We start from the raw sequence: 17,598 nt of genomic DNA on the forward strand, positions 1-17,598 counted from the left end.
GATTCGCGCGCCTTCTCGCAAGTTCAGGCGCCGAGCATGGCGCGTACGCGATCAAGCAGCGCCTCCGTCGAAAACGGCTTGGTGAGCATCTGCATGCCTGTATCCAGCGAGTTGTTCGCGGTCGCCGCTTGCGCATAGCCCGTGATGAACAACACCGGCAACGCGGGATGATGCATACGGGCGGCATCGGCCATCTGTCTGCCGTTTAGGCCAGGCAGGCCCACGTCCGTAATCAGCAAGTCGACCGGCGTCTTGCTCTGCAAGACAGCGAGCCCCGAGGGACCGTCGTGCGCGGTCATTGTCCTGTAGCCCAGGCGCTCGAATAAATCCTGGAGCACCTGGCGAACGGTTTCGTCGTCATCGACGATGAGGATGGTTTCGCCCGCGCCCGTGCCGATCTCCTTGCGGTGGACCGACGCGTCCGGTGCAGCGTCCGCCTGTTCCATCTCTTCAGGAAGAAACAGTCGCACCACGGTGCCGACGCCGACGCTGCTATCGATGGTCACGAAGCCGCCGGACTGGCCGACGAAGCCATAGACCATCGACAGTCCGAGGCCCGTGCCCTGCCCGAGCGGCTTGGTCGTAAAAAACGGCTCGAACGCCTGATTGACGACGTATTGCGGCATGCCGGAGCCGGTGTCCTTGACCGCGATGCAAACGTACTGTCCAGGGCGCGCATCCTTGTGCATGCGTGCCTCTTTCTCGCTGATCGTCTTGCGCGATGTCTCGATGGACAACGACCCGCCGTCGGGCATGGCGTCGCACGCGTTGATCGCGAGATTGAGCAAGGCGCTTTCGAGCTGGTTCGTATCGCAGAGCACGAAGCACGGCTCGGCATCCGCGACGACGGAAAGCGCGATGGTCTCCTTCGCCATCTGCTGAATCAGGTCTTCTAGCGATACGACGAGCTCGCGAATATCCACCGACTTCGGCGCGAGCGGCTGCCTGCGCGAAAACGCCAGTAGACGATGCGTGAGCCCCGCCGCGCGCTTGGCCGAAGAGATCGCCATCTCGATGAAGCGATCGAGGCCAGCGGTATTGCCCTTCGTGACGAGATGCCGGATGAGTTCGAGCGGTCCGATCACGCCTTGCAGCATGTTGTTGAAGTCGTGCGCGATGCCGCCGGTCAGATGCCCGACCGCTTCCATTTTCTGACTCTGGCGCAGCTGCTGTTCGAGGTCCCGCTGCGAAGTCATGTCGATGCCGACGCCCGTGCGCCGCACCGGCACGCCTGCGTCGTTGAAATGCGTATTGCCGCGCGACAAGACCCAACGGGTAGAACCGTCGGGATGACGAATGCGGTACTCGAGTTCGAGATCGCCGCTGCGCACGAGGCCGCCCGACATCGTGGACTGCAACGCGGCGCGGTCGTCCGGATGGACATTCGCGAGGAATCCCTCGCGCCTGATGCCGCGCGCGGCTTCCTTGGCGTCGATGCCGTAGAGCTCCGACACGGCTGCATCGCAGAAGAAGCAGTCGCTTGCGACCTCATACGTCCACGCGCCCACGCCGCTGACCGCGGACAGCGCAAGCCGCGCGAAGTCTCGAGAATCGTTCAGTGCGATCTCGCGCTCGCGCAGTTCCGTGATGTCGCGCGCCACGATGAAAATGCGTCCGCGCATGCGATCCACTCGACCGTCCAGCAGACGATAACTGCCCGAAGCCGTGCGCATGCGACTTTTGAATTCAGCGGTGGAACCGTCGCGATCGAGATTTTGCAGTGCATCCAGCGTTTCCTCGCGATCTTCCTCATGCACGAACTCGCCGAGATTCTGGCCGATGATTTCGTCGAGCGACCAGCCGAGATTGCGCGTCCACGCGGGATTGACGTTCGCGAGCGAGCCTTGTTCGTCGGCGACGGCCAATAGATCGCGACTGAGTTGCCACAGCACTTGTTCGTGCGCGTCGTCGCGTGAATTCAGTTGCGCACGCAAGGACTCGATTTCGGCCTGAAGCGCCGCAACGTCCTGATGCGAGGAAGATTCGTCTGTCATCGACTAAAGGCTAAAGGCTTTCAAAAGAAACTCTGCGTGCCGAATGCAAGCGATCCGCCGACGATAATACCGTTTTGTCGGCAACGTGAAGGCGTGCGTCGCGGCAACCGACGAGTTTAAGCGGATATGGGTTTTTGCGCGGGATTCGGCCGGCGCGTGGCGCGACTTACCGTCGCATGCAATCGATGTCATACGGCGCGTTCGCGTCGAATATGCGGCGGCGGTCAGCAGAATTCAAGGCGCGGTTGATACCATGCACGCCATTGCACACTCGCACTCTCGCCTGTCTTCTTATGTCGCTCATCAGTTTGCTCGAACCGTGGGAGCCGTCGTACGCGCTGGTTGCCGTGCTTATCGTCGTGGCCGGGCTGTTTGCGCGCGGCGCGCGAAAGGCGCGCATGAGCGTGGCGCGGCGCATCGCGTTCTGGACCGGACTCGTCCTCTTCTACGTCGCGCTGCACACGAAAGTGGACTACTACGCCGAGCATCAGTTCTTCGTGCATCGGTTGCAGCATCTCGTGCTGCATCATCTGGCGCCGCTCGTTCTCATGGCTTCGTATCCGGGCGCCGCGCTGCGTGCGGGCCTGCCGTTCGCCTGGCGGCCCCTGCTACGGAACTGGCAACGCAGTCGCGGTGCGCGTCTGCTCGGAGCGGTACTGCTGAATCCGACGGTCATCGGCATGGCGTTCATCGTGTCGGTGCTCGTGTGGCTGCTGCCTTCAATCCAATTCGTATCGATGCTCGACTGGCGCATTTATCGCTTCATGAACTGGTCCGTCGCGATCAGCGGACTCATGTACTGGTGGATGATCCTCGATCATCGCCCGAGCCCGCCGAGCCGCACGCGGCCTGGCTTGCGCGTGTTGTCGCCCGTCATCACCATGACGCCGCAAATTCTGGCGGGTGCGTTGATCACCTTCAGCTCGCGCGATCTCTACCCAGTGTTCGAAGTTTGCGGTCGCGCGTTCACGTCCGTTCCGCCCGCGCTCGATCAGAGCCTCGGCGGACTCATCATGTGGGTGCCAGCCGCCGTGCTGGAAACCGTCGGCGCGATGATGGCGCTGCGCCTGATGATGCGTCTGTCGAACTCGCCGCGCGAAAAGGCGCGTCAGGTATCGAGGAGAAGGTCGGCACGACAGGACCGCGTTCACCCGGTCACACGCTAGGCCGCGTGCCCGTGTTTGCAGAAAAGCGCGACGCCACGAAGGCCGGGATGTTTTCGGGCGTGACCACCACGACCGACGACGACAGCGCCACGCCCGAAGCAGGAAGCAGCTTGTGAAACTGCATCACGTGCTGACAGGCCGAACGCATGTCTTGACGAAGATCGTGGTGCAGCACAGCGGAGATCGCGCCCTCGCGCAGCAGATGCGTGTTCTCCCGGTCCAGATCGTGCGCGACGAAACACTTCGGCCGAAGCCCCAATGCTTCGAGCGCTCGGAGTATCGCGACATTGCCGCCGCCGATCGAATAAACCGCCGCGATTTTTTGGCCACCGCCGACAGCCTGCCTCACGCGTTCTTCCGTCGCCGCGTCGAGACCGTGGCCACCGCTGGCATCGATCAAGGCGAGCCGCGGGTTGCGCGCGCGTAGTGCCCGCCGGAAGCTCAGTTCGCGTTCCTCTTCGCCGCGAAAACGTTCGTGGCTCAACGTGACGAGCACATTGCCCGGCCGCCGACCCAGCCACTGTCCGATGAGATACGCCGCCGTGGCGCCTGCCGCGCGGTTATCGAGGCCCGCGTAGGTGATTCGGCCGGACGACGGGATGTCGGTGAAAACCGTCACCACCGGAATGCCACACGATTGAAGCTCGGCAATCGCGCTCGAAATCTCCGGCACATCGCGCGCTTTCAGAAAGACGCCGTGACTGCCCCGGCGCGCGATGTCGCGCAGCGCCTGAACCACCTCGGACGCGACCATGCTTTCGCGCATGAGATAGCGCATACGGAACACGGCCGGATGCAGGCCCGGCACTTCGGCCTCCAGCGCCTCGCGAATCTCGTCGGCGAATCGGCGCGGCGCTTCCACGACGACATCGACGACGATCTTGCGGCCCGTCGTCGCCAGCTGGAATTGCTGCTGTTCCAGTTCCCTGATCGCCTGTTCGATACGCCGCCGCGTATGTTCGCGCACGTGCGCCCGCCCGTTCAGCGCGCGGTCCACGGTGGCGGTGCCGACACCCGCCTGAAGCGCGATTTCCTTGATCAGAAACGGGTGAGACATGGCTTCGCGTCCCGGCGTTTTGATGTGTTTTTGATGTTTCGATGATAACGCAGCCCGCGTCGATAAGACTAAGCTTGTCGCCAGAGTGGAGGAGACACCATGACGTCGGCGCAGCGGTCGGGCTGGTATCGGGAAGAGGATTGTTCGGTGAGCGACTTCGTGGCGCAGGTCGAAGCCGCGGATGACATTGAAGCGCTCGAGTACTGCGCCGAAGTGCGCGAGCGCATCCCTGTTTATGCGTGCCCCGAACTCGAGAACGTGCTCGGCGATGCCGCGCGTCGCCAGTCCTTGCTCGCGGAATGGGCGCACGTGCTGTCGAAGGGCGCGGGTGTTTTCGTGCTTCGGGAAGCGTATGCGGATACCGCGCCCATCGACGAAGCTACCGAAGTCTTCGAAGCAATCATTCGCGAGGAACGCGCTGCGGGCGGCGGCAAGGCGGACCACTTCGCCAAGGCCGGAGCGAACGACCGCATCTGGAACGCGCAGGAAAAGCTCTGCCTGAAAGCGCCAGCCGTCTTCGCCCGATACTTCGCCAACCCCGTCATCGCGGCTGCATCGGAAGCGTGGCTGGGGCCGGGTTATCAGATGACATCGCAAGTGAATGTCGTGCGGCCGGGCGGTGCGGCGCAGCAAGCGCATCGCGACTTCCACCTCGGTTTCCTCACGGTCGACGAGGCGCAGCTCGTTCCCGCGCACGTTCACGCAATGTCGCCGTTTCTCACTTTGCAAGGCGCGGTCGCGCATGGCGACATGCCGGTTGAAAGCGGTCCCACCAAGCTGCTGCCCTGTTCGCAGCGCTATGCCGAAGGCTACGTCGCGTGGCGGCGGCAAGACTTCCGCGACTACTTCGAAGCGAACTTCGTGCAGTTGCCGCTGAAAAAGGGCGATGCAATCTTCTTCAGCCCCGCGCTATTTCATGCGGCCGGCTCGAACCGGACCACGGACGTTCAGCGCATGGCGAATCTGCTACAGGTGTCGTCGGCGTATGGACGTGCGATGGAGTCGCTCGACCGCAACCGCATGTGCGCCGCGCTTTATTCCGTGCTGCGCGAGATGCGTGCCGAAGGACGCATCACGAATACGGAAACGCGGACGATCATCGCTTCCTGCGCGGAAGGCTACGCGTTCCCGACGAACCTCGACATCAATCCGCCGCTCAACGGTCTTGCGCCAGCCACACAGCAGGATCTGTTCAACCAGGCAATCGAAGAAGCCTGGTCCGCGCAACGGTTCGATGACGCGCTCACCCACTACGCGTCGCTCGGGCGCACCGCTTGACCTTCCAACGGGACTCGACAATGACGATCGACATCATCGGACGGCGCATCCGTCTTGGACTCGTAGGCGGCGGACCGGGCTCGATAATCGGCGAGACGCATAGGATCGCGGCGCGGCTCGATGGTCAATACGAGATCGTCGCGTGCGCGCTGACTTCGGACGCCGTACGCTCGCGCGAGGCGGGCATCGCGCTTGGCATCGTTGCAGAACGCGCGTATGGCTCGTGGCAGGAGATGCTGCAAGCCGAAGCTCAACGTCCCGACCGGATGGACGTGGTCGCCGTCATGACGCCCAACGACTCGCACTACGACATCTGCATGCAGGCGCTGGATCGCGGGTTCCATATCATCTGCGACAAGCCGCTCGCGCACGGGCTCGCCGCCGCGCGGGACATTGCGCGCAAAGTCGCCGAGACACACGCCGAATTCTGCGTGACCTACTGCTATACCGGTTACCCGATGGTGCGACAAGCGCGCGACATGGTCGCGGCGGGCGAACTGGGCGAGATCCGGCAAGTGCATCTGCAATACATCCAGGGCTATTTCGCGGACCACGACTTGCCCTCGGGATGGCGCACCGAGGGCAAACGCGGTGGCGAGTCGCTCGTCCTCATGGATATCGGCACGCACGCGTTTCATCTTGGCGGCTTCGTCACGGGACTCGACGTCACGCAAATCTGCGCGGACCTCGGCTCGGCCATTCCCGGCCGCCAGGTGGACGACTATGTCGGCGCGTTGACGCACTACGGCAACGGCGCGCGTGGCTCGTTATACGTGACCAATGCGGCCGCGGGTTCCGAGCATGGCCTGAGCTTTCGAATTCATGGCGACGCGGGCGGCCTGGAATGGCATCAGGAAGAGCCGAACCGGTTGATCCATCGGCGCAAGGATGGCTTCGAACAGATCATCACGCGCAGACTCGGGCCCGCCACGAGCCAAGGCGCGCAGCAATCGACACGCATTGCGATAGGGCATCCCGAAGGTTACTTCGAGGCGTTTGCGAATCTGTACACCGAGTTCGCGAAGCGCGTCGCCAACCGATTGGCCGGGCGCGATGTCTCCGGCGAAGCGACGCTCTACCCGGGTGTCATCGACGGCGTGAAGGGCCTCGCTTTCGTCGCGGCGGCGGTGCAAAGCGCGAACGCCGGACGCTGGACGGATGTGGCCATCTAGAGCGTCTTATCCGGCACGACGATAAAGCCTCCGGCCTCGTCGCCGAAGGCGCGCGTGTTGCCTTCGACAAAGCGCTGCGCCGTGACCGCGCAGAGCGCTGCATCCACGAAGTCGATCGATTTCAGCCGCGTCGTTTCAAAGCCCAGGTCTTCGAGAAGGCGTCGGCGCTGCACGCGCTTCAGCTTCGCCGACGCGACTTCGCGCCCAAGGAGCGCACATGTCGTCGCGTGCGGAAACGTCTCGATGGCGACTGCCTTGCCCGAGTATCGATTCGTTTCGAGAATGGGATGAGTGTTCGCGAATGCATCGTACACACGCGCGCCGTTGATCATCCAGTCGAAGAACCCGCTCGGATTCGATTCTGCGCGTTGGAGCGTTGGCGTCGAAAAACAGGAGATGCGTTCGCGCGCCAGTTGCCGCTCGGCCGTGCGCCCAACGCCTTCCGCTCCCCAACGACAAGGGGCATCGATGGCGACGACAGCGACGCCGAAGCGCAGGCACTGCTCGTGTAATTCGAGCGGATGCGTGCTGGTCAAAACGCATTCGATGCCGCGGCCCCTCACGATGACCAGATGAAACCCCTTCTTCGTCCCGCCGACATCGATACCGGCCACGAATTTTTGATCGACAACGCTCAACTTGTTCCTCTACTCTTATCAGGAAGTACTGCCGCGTGCGCAAATGCGACCTGCTGGTGCCTGTTTGCGCGGTATGACGATTGCTACGGATTACGAATAAGCCTCGCCGCGAAATAAAGGCGAAGCTCAAGAGCCGACCTGAGAGACCGGCTCGGGATGTCAGACAAAGAGCGAAAGCCGCATTGAAATGCGAAGTTTTCGCCTATTCCGAGGACAGTGACATGCGTACCAATATCGGCCCGCCATCCGACATGGCTAATCGGGTGCGCTCGTCCGGAGGTCTTCAATGACCGGCGCCGCCACGTCCTCCAAAGACGCATCCGACGAAGTTTCGAGACATACCCCCGACTTCCAGACCGCGCGCCGGCGACTCATGGCCGCGCTCGTCACCTCCGTTACGGTTCCCCTGCTGTGCGCGGCATTGTACGGCTACGTTACGTACGATCGCGCCATTCACGAAAAGCAGATTGCGCTCGACCGTCTTGCGTGGATCGCCGAGTGCAAGCTCGTCAACCTTCTCGATCTGAATCGCGAACTTTTTGCACGTGTCGGAGAGGCAATCGGCTCGACCGACGAGGTAACGCTGCGCACCCAACAGGTGCAGTTGCACGACACGCTGAGTGCGCTCGTCACCAAGCTGCCGCACGTGGCGGCGCTTTCCGTGGTTGGACGAACCGGCCAAATACTCGCGACAAGTAAGCAGATGCCCGCGCCTGCCGTATCGATAGGCGACCGGGACGACTTTCTGGCCACGCGCGCCGCTCACGCACCGCTGTATGTGTCGATGCCGGTGCGCGGCCGGATGGCAGGCCTTGATATCGTGAACGAACTCGTTGCGCGGACCGCGAGCGACGGGCGCTTTATTGGCGCGGTGGTCGTTTCGCTCGACCGTAATTATTTGCTCGACTTTTATCGCCAGCTTCTCGTGGACAATCCTCGACTTACGCTCGGTCTGTATCGACAGGACGGCGGCATTCTCGTGCGTCTGCCGGCGCCGAAGCTCATGAATGCGCCGACGCATCATGTGCCGCTCGCCAACGCGTTCGCGCGCAGGGTGTCCATCGGCTCCATGCGAGGCGACTCACCGCTCGATGGCGGCCAGAGCATGATGGCGTTTCGCGAGGCATCGAATTACCCGGTCTATGTATCGGCGAGTTATGCGATGAGCGACGTGATACACGACTGGTGGCACGACGACATGCTGGTGGCCGGACTCGCGCTCGTGCCATGCGTCTGCTTGTGGTTTCTCGTCGTATTCTCGCTGCGCCGCCTCAAGGCGGAAGAAGCGGCTTGGCTCAACTGGCGCCGCGAACTGGCGATGCGCCAGCGCGCCGAAGACGCGACGCGGCATCTGCAACGCATGGGCGCGCTCGGTAATCTCGTGGCGAGCGTGGCACACGACTTCAACAACCTGCTGATGGTCGTCACGGCCAACATGGAGCTCGTGCGGCGCAAGAACTATATTGGCGTCAGGAACGAGGTGAACGCGGTCGAGCGCGCGTCCATCAATGCGCGAGTCTTGGCTCGCCGGCTGATGAGCGTCGCGCGCAAGCAGCCGTTGCAACAGCGCGTGCTCAATCTGAACCGCTGGCTCGAACAGGCGGAGCCGCTGCTCCATTCGGCCATGAGCAGCAAGATCACGGTGCAAATCAATGCGCCGGACGCGCTCTGGATGGTCAAGGTCGATCCTGTCGAGCTCACGTCCGCGCTCGTCAATCTTGCCGTCAATGCGAAAGACGCGATGCGTGGCGGCGGCCATTTCATCGTCACCGCGCGCAATGCCTCGTTCAGCAGCCGGCGCTACAGCGTTCCGCCCGGCGATTACGTGGTGATCGAAAGCCGCGACACCGGAACCGGCATGAGCGACGAAGTGGCGCACCAGGCTTTCGAGCCGCTCTTCACCACGAAGGCAGCGGGCGCGGGCACGGGCCTCGGACTCGCTCAGGTACTGGCCATGGCCGAGCAAGCCGGAGGCACGGCGCGACTGGAGACGACATGGGGAAAAGGCACGACCGTTTTCATCTACCTTCCACGCTGGACGGGCGCCGCGCCGCTCGAAGCAGACGAAGCGGAACCGGTCAGCGTGCCTTTGATCGACAATGAGACGTCCGTGCTGCTGGTCGAGGACAACGAGGAAGTGGCGGCGGGACTCGTCGCGGTGCTGGACGTGCTCGGCTGGCAAGCGCGCCACGAGTCGGACGGAGACGCGGCCATGCGCGTATTAAAGGAGGGAAACCGATTCACTCTGGTACTGTCCGACATTCAGATGCCGGGCTGCGACGGAATTTGCCTGGCCGAATGGATAAGAAAACATTTGCCCCGGCAAGCGGTCGTGCTTATGACAGGTTACGCTGATCATCTCGCCGAGGCGCGTCGCCTGGGTGTAACCGTTCTGGCGAAACCGTTTAATACCGACGACCTCAGGGCGCTCCTTACCGGAGTACCGATGACTTACCCGGAATGAGCGCCGGCACATATGCTTTACTACACAGATACGCCCCTGTGATAACAATTTTTAGGCGAATAACGCAAGTCGAGGATGGCCGCTATGTCACAAGTCGAACATGAAATTCAATCCGCATTCCTGGATGCCCTGATAGCCGAACGAAAAACCGTCTGGGTTTTTCTCGTGAACGGTATAAAACTCACCGGCGTCATCGAGTCTTTCGATCAGTACGTCATTGCCGTGCAGTCGCCGGTAGGCTCGCAGGCCATCTACAAGAACGCGATCTCCACGGTGTGCGAGCCGCATACGCTGCCGCCGAGAAGGACGGACGAACGTACGCCGATGGCGCGCGTGCAGCGTCCGCGACGCGCGTAACGAACAACGCGTTGCGCACTTTATCCGTGAAGACCGGCTCCCTGTTTGTTGCACTGTGGTTGTGGGCCGGCGCGGTCCGGGCCGACGTGGCGTGCTATCCCGTCGGCACGGCAATCACGCTTTTCGGCACCGCCGTGCGTGAAGACGTGGAATCGAGCGATGGCTCCGTCAGGACCGCCTGGATGCTCGCAATGGACCCGCCCCTGTGCGTCGTGGACAGGCGGTTTTCGCAGGACGCGCTGGGACGGCTCATGGTCCCGCGCATACAGCTCATTGGCGTGCCGCCGCCTCCGGTGCGGGTCCCTATCGCCGTTACTGGCACGCTCTCCACGCGCAATGCGCCGCAGTATTTCATCGTGCCGAGCGCCATGTGGGTAACGCCACCCCGGCCACCCCAGCCGCCCGTATCGCGATAAAACCGCCAAAGCCGCATCCAGCGGTCGTTTCAGGGCCTGTGGGATAATATCGGGATTGCCCGCGGCGAAGCTCAAAAGGTCGTTCGCACGGGCGCATGTCCGGCCGCTCATCCCCTGGCCCGCATTCTTCCCCGCGACTCCTCGAAATCACAATGCCCGCATACCGTTCCAAAACCTCCACCGCCGGCCGCAACATGGCGGGAGCGCGCTCGCTGTGGCGCGCCACCGGCATGAAAGACGAAGACTTTTCGAAGCCGATCATCGCCGTCGTCAATTCGTTCACGCAGTTCGTTCCCGGACATGTTCACCTGAAAGATCTCGGTCAGCTCGTCGCGCGCGAGATCGAGGCGGCGGGCGGCGTCGCCAAGGAATTCAACACCATTGCGGTCGATGACGGCATCGCCATGGGTCACGACGGCATGCTGTATTCGCTGCCGAGCCGCGAGATCATCGCGGATTCGGTCGAGTACATGGTCAACGCGCACTGCGCCGACGCCATGGTCTGCATTTCCAATTGCGACAAAATCACGCCGGGCATGTTGATGGCCGCCATGCGCCTCAACATTCCGGTTGTCTTCGTGTCCGGCGGACCGATGGAAGCCGGCAAGACGCATCTTGCCAATCCGAAGACCAAGGCAATCGAGTTCAAGAAGCTCGATCTGGTCGATGCCATGGTGATCGCCGCCGACGCCTCCTACTCCGACGCCGATGTCGCCGAGGTCGAACGCTCCGCGTGCCCGACGTGCGGTTCGTGCTCGGGCATGTTCACGGCCAACTCGATGAACTGCTTGACCGAAGCGCTCGGTCTGTCGCTGCCGGGCAACGGGACGGTGGTCGCCACGCACGCGGATCGCGAGCAGCTTTTCAAGCGCGCGGGGCGCCGTATCGTCGGTCTGGCGCGGCAGTATTACGAGCACGAGGAAGACCGCGTGCTGCCACGCTCGGTCGGCTTCAAGGCGTTCGAAAACGCGATGACGCTCGACATCGCCATGGGCGGCTCGACCAACACGATCCTGCACTTGCTGGCCATTGCACGCGAGGCGGAAATCGACTTCACCATGACGGACATCGACCGCCTTTCACGCGTCGTGCCGCAACTGTGCAAGGTCGCGCCGAACACGAACAAGTATCACATCGAGGACGTGCATCGCGCGGGCGGCATCATGGCTATCCTCGGCGAACTGGATCGCGCGGGCAAGCTGCATACCGACGTGCCGACGGTCCACGCGCACACGCTCAAGGACGCGCTCGACGAGTGGGACATCAAGCGCAATCCCGACGATGCCGTGAAGACCTTCTACATGGCCGGTCCCGCAGGCGTGCCGACGCAAGTGGCCTTCAGCCAGAACACGCGTTGGCCGAGTCTCGATACGGATCGCGCCGAAGGTTGCATCCGCTCGTATGAACACGCGTTCTCGCGCGAAGGCGGACTGGCGGTGCTCACGGGCAATATCGCGCTGGACGGCTGCGTGGTGAAAACGGCTGGCGTGGACGAGAGCATTCTGGTGTTCGAAGGCACGGCTCATGTCACCGAATCGCAGGACGAGGCGGTCGAAAACATTCTGAACGACAAGGTCAAGGCGGGCGACGTGGTGATCGTGCGCTACGAAGGTCCGAAGGGCGGACCCGGCATGCAGGAGATGCTTTATCCGACGAGCTACATCAAGTCCAAGGGGCTCGGCAAGTCGTGCGCGCTTCTCACGGACGGGCGTTTTTCGGGCGGCACGTCGGGGCTGTCAATCGGTCATTGCTCGCCCGAAGCGGCGGCGGGCGGCGCTATCGGCCTCGTGCGCAATGGCGACAAGATTCGCATCGACATTCCGAATCGCACCATCGACGTGCTGCTGTCGGATGACGAGCTCGCGCGCCGCCGCGAAGAGCAGAACGCCCGAGGCTGGAAGCCGGCCGCGCCGCGTCCGCGCAAGGTATCGACCGCGCTCAAGGCTTACGCCAAGCTCGTGATGTCGGCGGATAAGGGCGCGGTGCGGGACGCTTCGCTGCTGGACGATTGAGGTCGTCGCGGGCTTCGGCGGCGGCGTGCGGTGCTACCGCGCGAAGCCCGCGATGTATCAAGGCGTGATCCCGTCGACGCCATTGGCCGGTTGCTCCGGCCGTGCGACCGCGCGGGCCGCGTAGGATTCGACCGCCCGGTACGCCACCGTCGAACCCGCAATACCGAGCGCAGCCGGAATCAGAAAGTCCTGGCTGAAACGCGTGAATTCGATCATCAGCACGATGGCCGTCAACGGCATCTGCATCGATGCCCCCAGGAACGCTGCCGCCCCCACCACAGCGAACGCGCCAAGCGACGTTCCCGGCCAGAGCACATTCCACACGCCACCGAGAATCACGGCCAGCAGCGCGCCGTTCGTGAGCCCCGGCGTGAGCAGACCGCCCTCCGCGCCCGCGCGCAACGTACTCACTTCGACCATCACCTTGAGCACGAGCAGCACGGCGGCGAGCCCGAGCGTCATCTGATTGTCGAACGACAGGCCCGCCGGCCCCTTGCCGTTGCCGACGAGTTGCGGGAAATACATGGAGAGCGCGCCGATCATCGCGAAGTTGATGAGTGCAAGCACCGGCAATGCATTGCCGCGCGGTGCGGCATTGCGCGCCGCCGATGTCAGCCGCACGAACACCCAGGCAGCGACGCCGAAAAGCGGCCCCGTGACCACGGCCCACACGACGATCTGCGCATTGAAGGCGAGCGCGGGCAACCGATACTGATGTTCATCGCCGAGACCGACCCACGCTACCAGCGCGCCGATTGCCGAGGTCGCGAACGCCGCCGCGACGATGGACCATTCGAAGGTGCCGAGCAGCACTTCGAGCACGAACACCGCGCCGCCGAGCGGCACGTTATAGACCGCCGCGAGCCCCGCACCCGCGCCGCACGCCACCATGATGCGCGACTGCGCGGGCGTGAGTCCCGCGTAATGCGCGAGCCATCCCGCCCATAGCGAACCGATCTCGCGCGGCGCGACTTCACGGCCGAGCGGCGAACCCATGGCTACCGTGACGATCTGCAACACCGTATGCGCGAGCGTGATGATCACCGGCATACGCGGATCGTCCGATTTGACGGCCTTGCGGATACTCACGAGCGGCTTGCCGAAGCGATACACGCACCACCAGCCGATTCCCGCAACGAGACCGCACACCGTAAGCACGACGAGCCGGCGCTCGGGTGGCGCGGCCGTCACGCCTTCGAGAAAGCTCTCCCGGCTGATGACCGCATCGAGGCTATAGCCGAACGCGATGTGCTGAATGGCGTGCAGCAACAACGCGAGCAACATGCCGCCGATGCCCGCGCCGACACCCACGAGCACGGTCACGACGATAAACCTGCTGGCCGAAGCCAAGCCGTTGCCAGGCGAAGTCGGTGTCATCTCGGTCACGTTGAGCGCAAAAACCATAGAGTATCGCGCCTGACTTGCAGGCTCTCCGAACCAAGCGCGTTGCTTTTCTATTCGCACGGCTTTGCGCGATTCCCTGAAGTGTTGGCGAAAGACCGTTAGTAGCTATTTCGAGATAAAGACAAGCCGGGCCACGATGAATCGACCCCGGCTTGCATCACTTCGCTTCGAACAATCTCGCGATAGGCAAGGTATGCGCGTAGACCGCGCCCGCACGCAGAATGATCGCGACCGCGTAGGCTTCTTCGAGCGCCTCGGATGTGACGCCTGCTTCGATGGCAAGCGCGTGCAGCGACCGCCGCAACGGCTCGTGATTTTGCGCTTGCGCGACAGCGGCGGCGCTCACGAGGCGCAATTCACGCGGCAAGGTGTCGTCGCGAAAGACGGTGCTTGCGAACGTATCGCGGCCCGCGCCGATAGCCGTGCCGTTGATCACCGACTCGCGTTGTTCGAACGTGAAGGCGGCATCGATCTTTACTTCCCCGCGCCCGAAAGTCTCTAGCGCCGCAGCGATATACGAAGCGGCAAGCAACTCATCGAGCGACGCACCCAGGCGCTTCGCGATCTCCGCGTGATGCTCGATACAGTACTCGCAGCGCGTCACCTGTCCCACCGCCACAGCGACCAAATGTTTGTCGCGGCTCGACAGACGACCGTCGCTCCAATGCGCCTGCGAGAGACGGCGAAACGCCCCAGCATGCGCGTTACGTGATTCGAGCGCGGCGAGCGCGCGGACATCGGCTTGATGAGTCATGTGCGATCCGTTCGATATGAAAGCCAGGCGAGACACGAAACGTACACCATTCTTCGTGGCCGCGCAGCGCTCATCCGCCGCACCGATGCGAAGCATGCTACGTCATATGCACAGCACTTTTTATTGGTTCCTCACGTGGCGAGTCGTTGCTATCGTTCGCGATCCCGCAAGGTGCTCGCCCTGTCTTGCAGCGGCCATCTACCGCAACATCGAATCAACACTACGCAAATATCGCGCAACATCACAACAAGAGGAATCGCACGTGTCGACCAGCACAACACTCAGGCTCTGGCAGCGTTGGGCGCGCCCGCTCGCATTCGTGGCGCTCATCGCGGGATCGAGCCTGGCTCACGCAGAGACGCCCAAACGCGGCGGCACGCTCACCGTCATCTCGCAGCCCGAGCCTGTCATTCTGACGGCAGCACTGAGCACGTCGTCGCCGACGGGAACCTTCAGCACCAATGTCTTCGACGGCCTCATCGAATACGACAACGACTTTCATCTCAAGCCGGGACTCGCGGTCAAGTGGGCGCTTTCGACCGACGGCAAGACGCTCACGTTGAATCTGCGTCAGGGCGTGAAGTGGCACGACGGCAAACCCTTCACTTCCGCCGACGTGAAGTGGACGCTCGAAAACGTGTGGAAGAAATATCATCCGCGCAATCAGGCTCTGTTCGCCAACGCGGACCGCGTGGATACGCCGGACGATTACACCGTCATCATCCATTTTTCGAAGCCATCGCTTGCCGTGCTGAGTTCGCTCAACAGCAACGGCGCGCAAGTGTTGCCGAAGCATCTGTATGAAGGCACGGACGTCCTCAACAATCCGTACAACAACAAGCCAGTGGGCACGGGTCCGTTCATTTTCCGCAAATGGGTGAAAGGCGACTACATTCTGCTCGAACGCAATCCGGACTACTGGGACAAGGGCAAGCCGTATCTCGACAAGGTGATCTATCGTGTGATTCCCGATGGCGGCGCACGCACCGCCGCGCTCGAAAAGGGCGAAGTGCAATACGCGCCGCTGAGCCCCGTACCCGCTCGCGACGCGCAACGTCTCGCGAAACTGCCGAACCTCAAGGTGGAAACGAAGGGTTATGAATGGCTCTCGCCGTGGCTCTTTCTCGACATCAACAACGATCGTCCTCAGTTGAAGGATGCGCGCGTGCGGCAGGCGCTTTATCTGGCCATCGATCGCAATGCATATAACCGCGTGGTGTGGTCAGGCTTCGGCAAACCAGCGGTGAGCCCTGTCGTATCGACGCTCAAGGAATTCTTCGAGCCCGACGTGCCGCAGTATCCCTACGACATTGCAAAGGCCAACTCGCTGCTCGATACGGCCGGTTACAAGGCAGGCCCCAACGGTACACGCTTCAAGCTGACTATCGATTATCTGCCGTACGGTGACGAGTTTCTTCGCAGCGCGGAGTTCATCAAGCAAGCGTTCAAGAAAATCGGTATCGACGCGGATATCCGCAATCAGGACACGCCGACCTACACGCGCCGCATCTACGGCGACCGCGATTTCGACGTGACGATCCAGTGGTACGCAGGCTTCTCGGACCCGCAAGTGGGCGTGACGCGCGAGTATCAGTCGGACAGTATCGGCAAGAACATTCCGTTCACGAATGGTTCGGGGTATCGCAACGCCAAGGTCGATCAACTGATTCGCGATGCGCAAGCCTCCGGCGATCAAGCCGAACGCGTAACGCTTTTCAAGGCGTTCCAGCGTCAGGTGCAGACCGATCTGCCGTCGCTGCCGCTGCTCGAACTGCACTTCTTCACGGTGCAATCGGCCGACCTCAACGATACGGTAAGCGGCGTCGATCAGGTCTATGGCTCGTTCAAGAACGTGTGGTACACCGACCCTTCGAAGCATGAGTGAGCTCATCGCGACCGATACGAAGCGCACCGCGCGATGGCTCTCCATCGCGTTGCGTCGGCTCGGGCAACTCGTGGGCGTCGTGCTCGGCATTGCGGTCGTCAACTTCTTCCTGCTTCGGCTCGCCCCCGGCGATGCCGTGCAGGTCATCGCGGGCGAATCCGGCGGCGCGTCGGCGCAATACGTCGCCGCGTTGCGTCAGCAGTTCGGGCTCGATCAACCGCTCTGGGTGCAGTTTGCAAAGTACCTCGGACATCTCGCGCGCTTCGATCTCGGCTACTCGTTCCGCGAAGGCATGCCCGTCGCGCAGCTCATCTGGAACCGCGTGCCCGCCACGCTTTTGCTGATGGGCAGCGCAGTGCTGATCGCGGCCATCGTCGGACTGCTGCTCGGCGCGCTCGCTGCATGGTACGCGGGACGTTTCGTCGATGTCGTCATCTCCACGCTTTCGCTGCTTTGTTTCGCCACGCCGCTTTTCTGGACCGGGCTCATGCTGGTGGTCGTGTTCTCGGTGTGGCTCGACTGGCTGCCGGTCGGAGGTATGCAGACCATTTCATCTGAGCTCACAGGCTGGGCGCATGTGCTGGATGTCGCACATCATCTTATTCTTCCCGCTGTCACGCTCGCGCTTTTCTACGTCGCCACGTATGCGCGTTTGATTCGCGCGACCGTCATCGAAGTACGTCGCGAAGATTATGTGCGCACCGCTATTGCGCGCGGCGTGCGGCCGTTGCGGCTCTTTCGCGTGCACGTGCTGCGCAATGCGCTCATTCCGTTCGTGACGATGCTCGGCATGCAGATCGGCTCGGTGATCGGCGGCGCGGTGGTGGTCGAAACGGTGTTCTCGTGGCCGGGGCTTGGGCGGCTCGCTTTCGATGCGCTCGTGCGGCGCGATCTCAACGTGCTGCTCGGCGTGCTGCTGTGCAGCTCGATTCTCGTCGTCCTCGTCAACTGGGCCACCGACGCCATCAACCGCTGGCTCGACCCGCGCATTTCCTGAGAAC

14 protein-coding genes are annotated in these 17,598 nt (G+C 62.5%); 9 read left to right on the forward strand and 5 right to left on the reverse strand.

The features are described 5' to 3' along the window. Positions 1-23: 23 nt before the first annotated feature. Entirely contained in the window at positions 24-1,994 is a 1,971-nt protein-coding gene (locus tag P9250_RS02575) for a PAS domain-containing protein (RefSeq protein WP_310390924.1), read from the reverse strand. Positions 1,995-2,287: 293 nt separating this feature from the next. On the opposite strand from P9250_RS02575, the gene P9250_RS02580 reads away from it, so the two are divergent. Continuing rightward, a complete protein-coding gene (locus tag P9250_RS02580; protein ID WP_310390926.1) occupies positions 2,288-3,160 on the forward strand; it encodes a cytochrome c oxidase assembly protein in 873 nt (290 codons plus the stop codon). Here P9250_RS02580 and P9250_RS02585 read toward each other — a convergent pair. Continuing rightward, positions 3,150-4,217, reverse strand: a complete 1,068-nt coding sequence (locus P9250_RS02585) for a LacI family DNA-binding transcriptional regulator (protein ID WP_310390928.1) — start codon at positions 4,215-4,217, stop codon at positions 3,150-3,152. The two genes, P9250_RS02580 and P9250_RS02585, sit on opposite strands and share 11 nt — an antisense overlap. 99 nt (positions 4,218-4,316) lie before the next feature. Here P9250_RS02585 and P9250_RS02590 point away from each other — a divergent pair, with 99 nt between their 5' ends. Continuing rightward, on the forward strand, positions 4,317-5,495 hold the full coding sequence (locus P9250_RS02590; protein ID WP_310390930.1) for a phytanoyl-CoA dioxygenase family protein: 1,179 nt from the start codon (positions 4,317-4,319) through the stop codon (positions 5,493-5,495). Between the two features lie 20 nt (positions 5,496-5,515). Continuing rightward, a complete protein-coding gene (locus tag P9250_RS02595) occupies positions 5,516-6,667 on the forward strand; it encodes a Gfo/Idh/MocA family protein (protein ID WP_250469863.1) in 1,152 nt (383 codons plus the stop codon). On the opposite strand, the gene P9250_RS02600 is transcribed toward P9250_RS02595, so the two are convergent. After that, positions 6,664-7,305, reverse strand: coding sequence for a DUF429 domain-containing protein (locus P9250_RS02600; RefSeq protein WP_250494908.1), 642 nt, complete (start codon positions 7,303-7,305; stop codon positions 6,664-6,666). The two genes, P9250_RS02595 and P9250_RS02600, sit on opposite strands and share 4 nt — an antisense overlap. A gap of 286 nt (positions 7,306-7,591) precedes the next feature. On the opposite strand from P9250_RS02600, the gene P9250_RS02605 reads away from it, so the two are divergent. From P9250_RS02605 to ilvD, 4 genes are all read left to right on the forward strand, one after another. Beyond that, positions 7,592-9,769 carry a response regulator gene (locus tag P9250_RS02605; RefSeq protein WP_310390933.1) on the forward strand — a complete coding sequence of 726 codons (2,178 nt, stop codon included), beginning with the start codon at positions 7,592-7,594 and terminating at the stop codon, positions 9,767-9,769. Positions 9,770-9,853: 84 nt separating this feature from the next. Continuing rightward, positions 9,854-10,126, forward strand: a complete 273-nt coding sequence (gene hfq / locus P9250_RS02610) for an RNA chaperone Hfq (protein ID WP_244831805.1) — start codon at positions 9,854-9,856, stop codon at positions 10,124-10,126. An 11-nt stretch (positions 10,127-10,137) separates the two neighbouring features. Further along, positions 10,138-10,542: a hypothetical protein gene (locus P9250_RS02615; protein ID WP_250511438.1), complete on the forward strand. Its 405-nt coding sequence runs from the start codon at positions 10,138-10,140 to the stop codon at positions 10,540-10,542. A 152-nt stretch (positions 10,543-10,694) separates the two neighbouring features. After that, positions 10,695-12,554 (forward strand): dihydroxy-acid dehydratase, encoded by a 1,860-nt coding sequence (ilvD, locus tag P9250_RS02620; RefSeq protein ID WP_250469867.1) that lies wholly within the window; start codon positions 10,695-10,697, stop codon positions 12,552-12,554. Positions 12,555-12,611: 57 nt separating this feature from the next. Here the strand turns inward: ilvD and P9250_RS02625 are convergent, their stop codons facing one another. Beyond that, entirely contained in the window at positions 12,612-13,931 is a 1,320-nt protein-coding gene (locus tag P9250_RS02625; protein ID WP_310390936.1) for a chloride channel protein, read from the reverse strand. Between the two features lie 184 nt (positions 13,932-14,115). Then, positions 14,116-14,712: a carboxymuconolactone decarboxylase family protein gene (locus tag P9250_RS02630; protein WP_310390938.1), complete on the reverse strand. Its 597-nt coding sequence runs from the start codon at positions 14,710-14,712 to the stop codon at positions 14,116-14,118. A gap of 262 nt (positions 14,713-14,974) precedes the next feature. Here P9250_RS02630 and P9250_RS02635 point away from each other — a divergent pair, with 262 nt between their 5' ends. Together P9250_RS02635 and P9250_RS02640 are read left to right on the forward strand one after the other, a co-directional pair. Next, complete coding sequence (locus P9250_RS02635; protein ID WP_310390940.1) at positions 14,975-16,597, forward strand: ABC transporter substrate-binding protein; 1,623 nt, start codon at positions 14,975-14,977, stop codon at positions 16,595-16,597. Next, entirely contained in the window at positions 16,590-17,594 is a 1,005-nt protein-coding gene (locus P9250_RS02640) for an ABC transporter permease (RefSeq protein WP_310390942.1), read from the forward strand. Before P9250_RS02635 ends, P9250_RS02640 begins: the two co-directional genes overlap by 8 nt. Positions 17,595-17,598 lie beyond the last annotated feature (4 nt).

It is taken from the genome of Caballeronia sp. LP006 (assembly GCF_031450995.1).
GTDB lineage: Bacteria > Pseudomonadota > Gammaproteobacteria > Burkholderiales > Burkholderiaceae > Caballeronia.

Bases quoted from the DNA above. Each gene is read 5' to 3' on its own strand.
- P9250_RS02575 (WP_310390924.1), bottom strand. From the start codon at position 1,994: ATGACAGACGAATCTTCCTCGCATCAGGACGTTGCGGCGCTTCAGGCC.
- P9250_RS02580 (WP_310390926.1), top strand. From the start codon at position 2,288: ATGTCGCTCATCAGTTTGCTCGAACCGTGGGAGCCGTCGTACGCGCTG.
- P9250_RS02585 (WP_310390928.1), bottom strand. From the start codon at position 4,217: ATGTCTCACCCGTTTCTGATCAAGGAAATCGCGCTTCAGGCGGGTGTC.
- P9250_RS02590 (WP_310390930.1), top strand. From the start codon at position 4,317: ATGACGTCGGCGCAGCGGTCGGGCTGGTATCGGGAAGAGGATTGTTCG.
- P9250_RS02595 (WP_250469863.1), top strand. From the start codon at position 5,516: ATGACGATCGACATCATCGGACGGCGCATCCGTCTTGGACTCGTAGGC.
- P9250_RS02605 (WP_310390933.1), top strand. From the start codon at position 7,592: ATGACCGGCGCCGCCACGTCCTCCAAAGACGCATCCGACGAAGTTTCG.
- hfq (WP_244831805.1), top strand. From the start codon at position 9,854: ATGTCACAAGTCGAACATGAAATTCAATCCGCATTCCTGGATGCCCTG.
- ilvD (WP_250469867.1), top strand. From the start codon at position 10,695: ATGCCCGCATACCGTTCCAAAACCTCCACCGCCGGCCGCAACATGGCG.
- P9250_RS02625 (WP_310390936.1), bottom strand. From the start codon at position 13,931: ATGACACCGACTTCGCCTGGCAACGGCTTGGCTTCGGCCAGCAGGTTT.
- P9250_RS02630 (WP_310390938.1), bottom strand. From the start codon at position 14,712: ATGACTCATCAAGCCGATGTCCGCGCGCTCGCCGCGCTCGAATCACGT.
- P9250_RS02640 (WP_310390942.1), top strand. From the start codon at position 16,590: ATGAGTGAGCTCATCGCGACCGATACGAAGCGCACCGCGCGATGGCTC.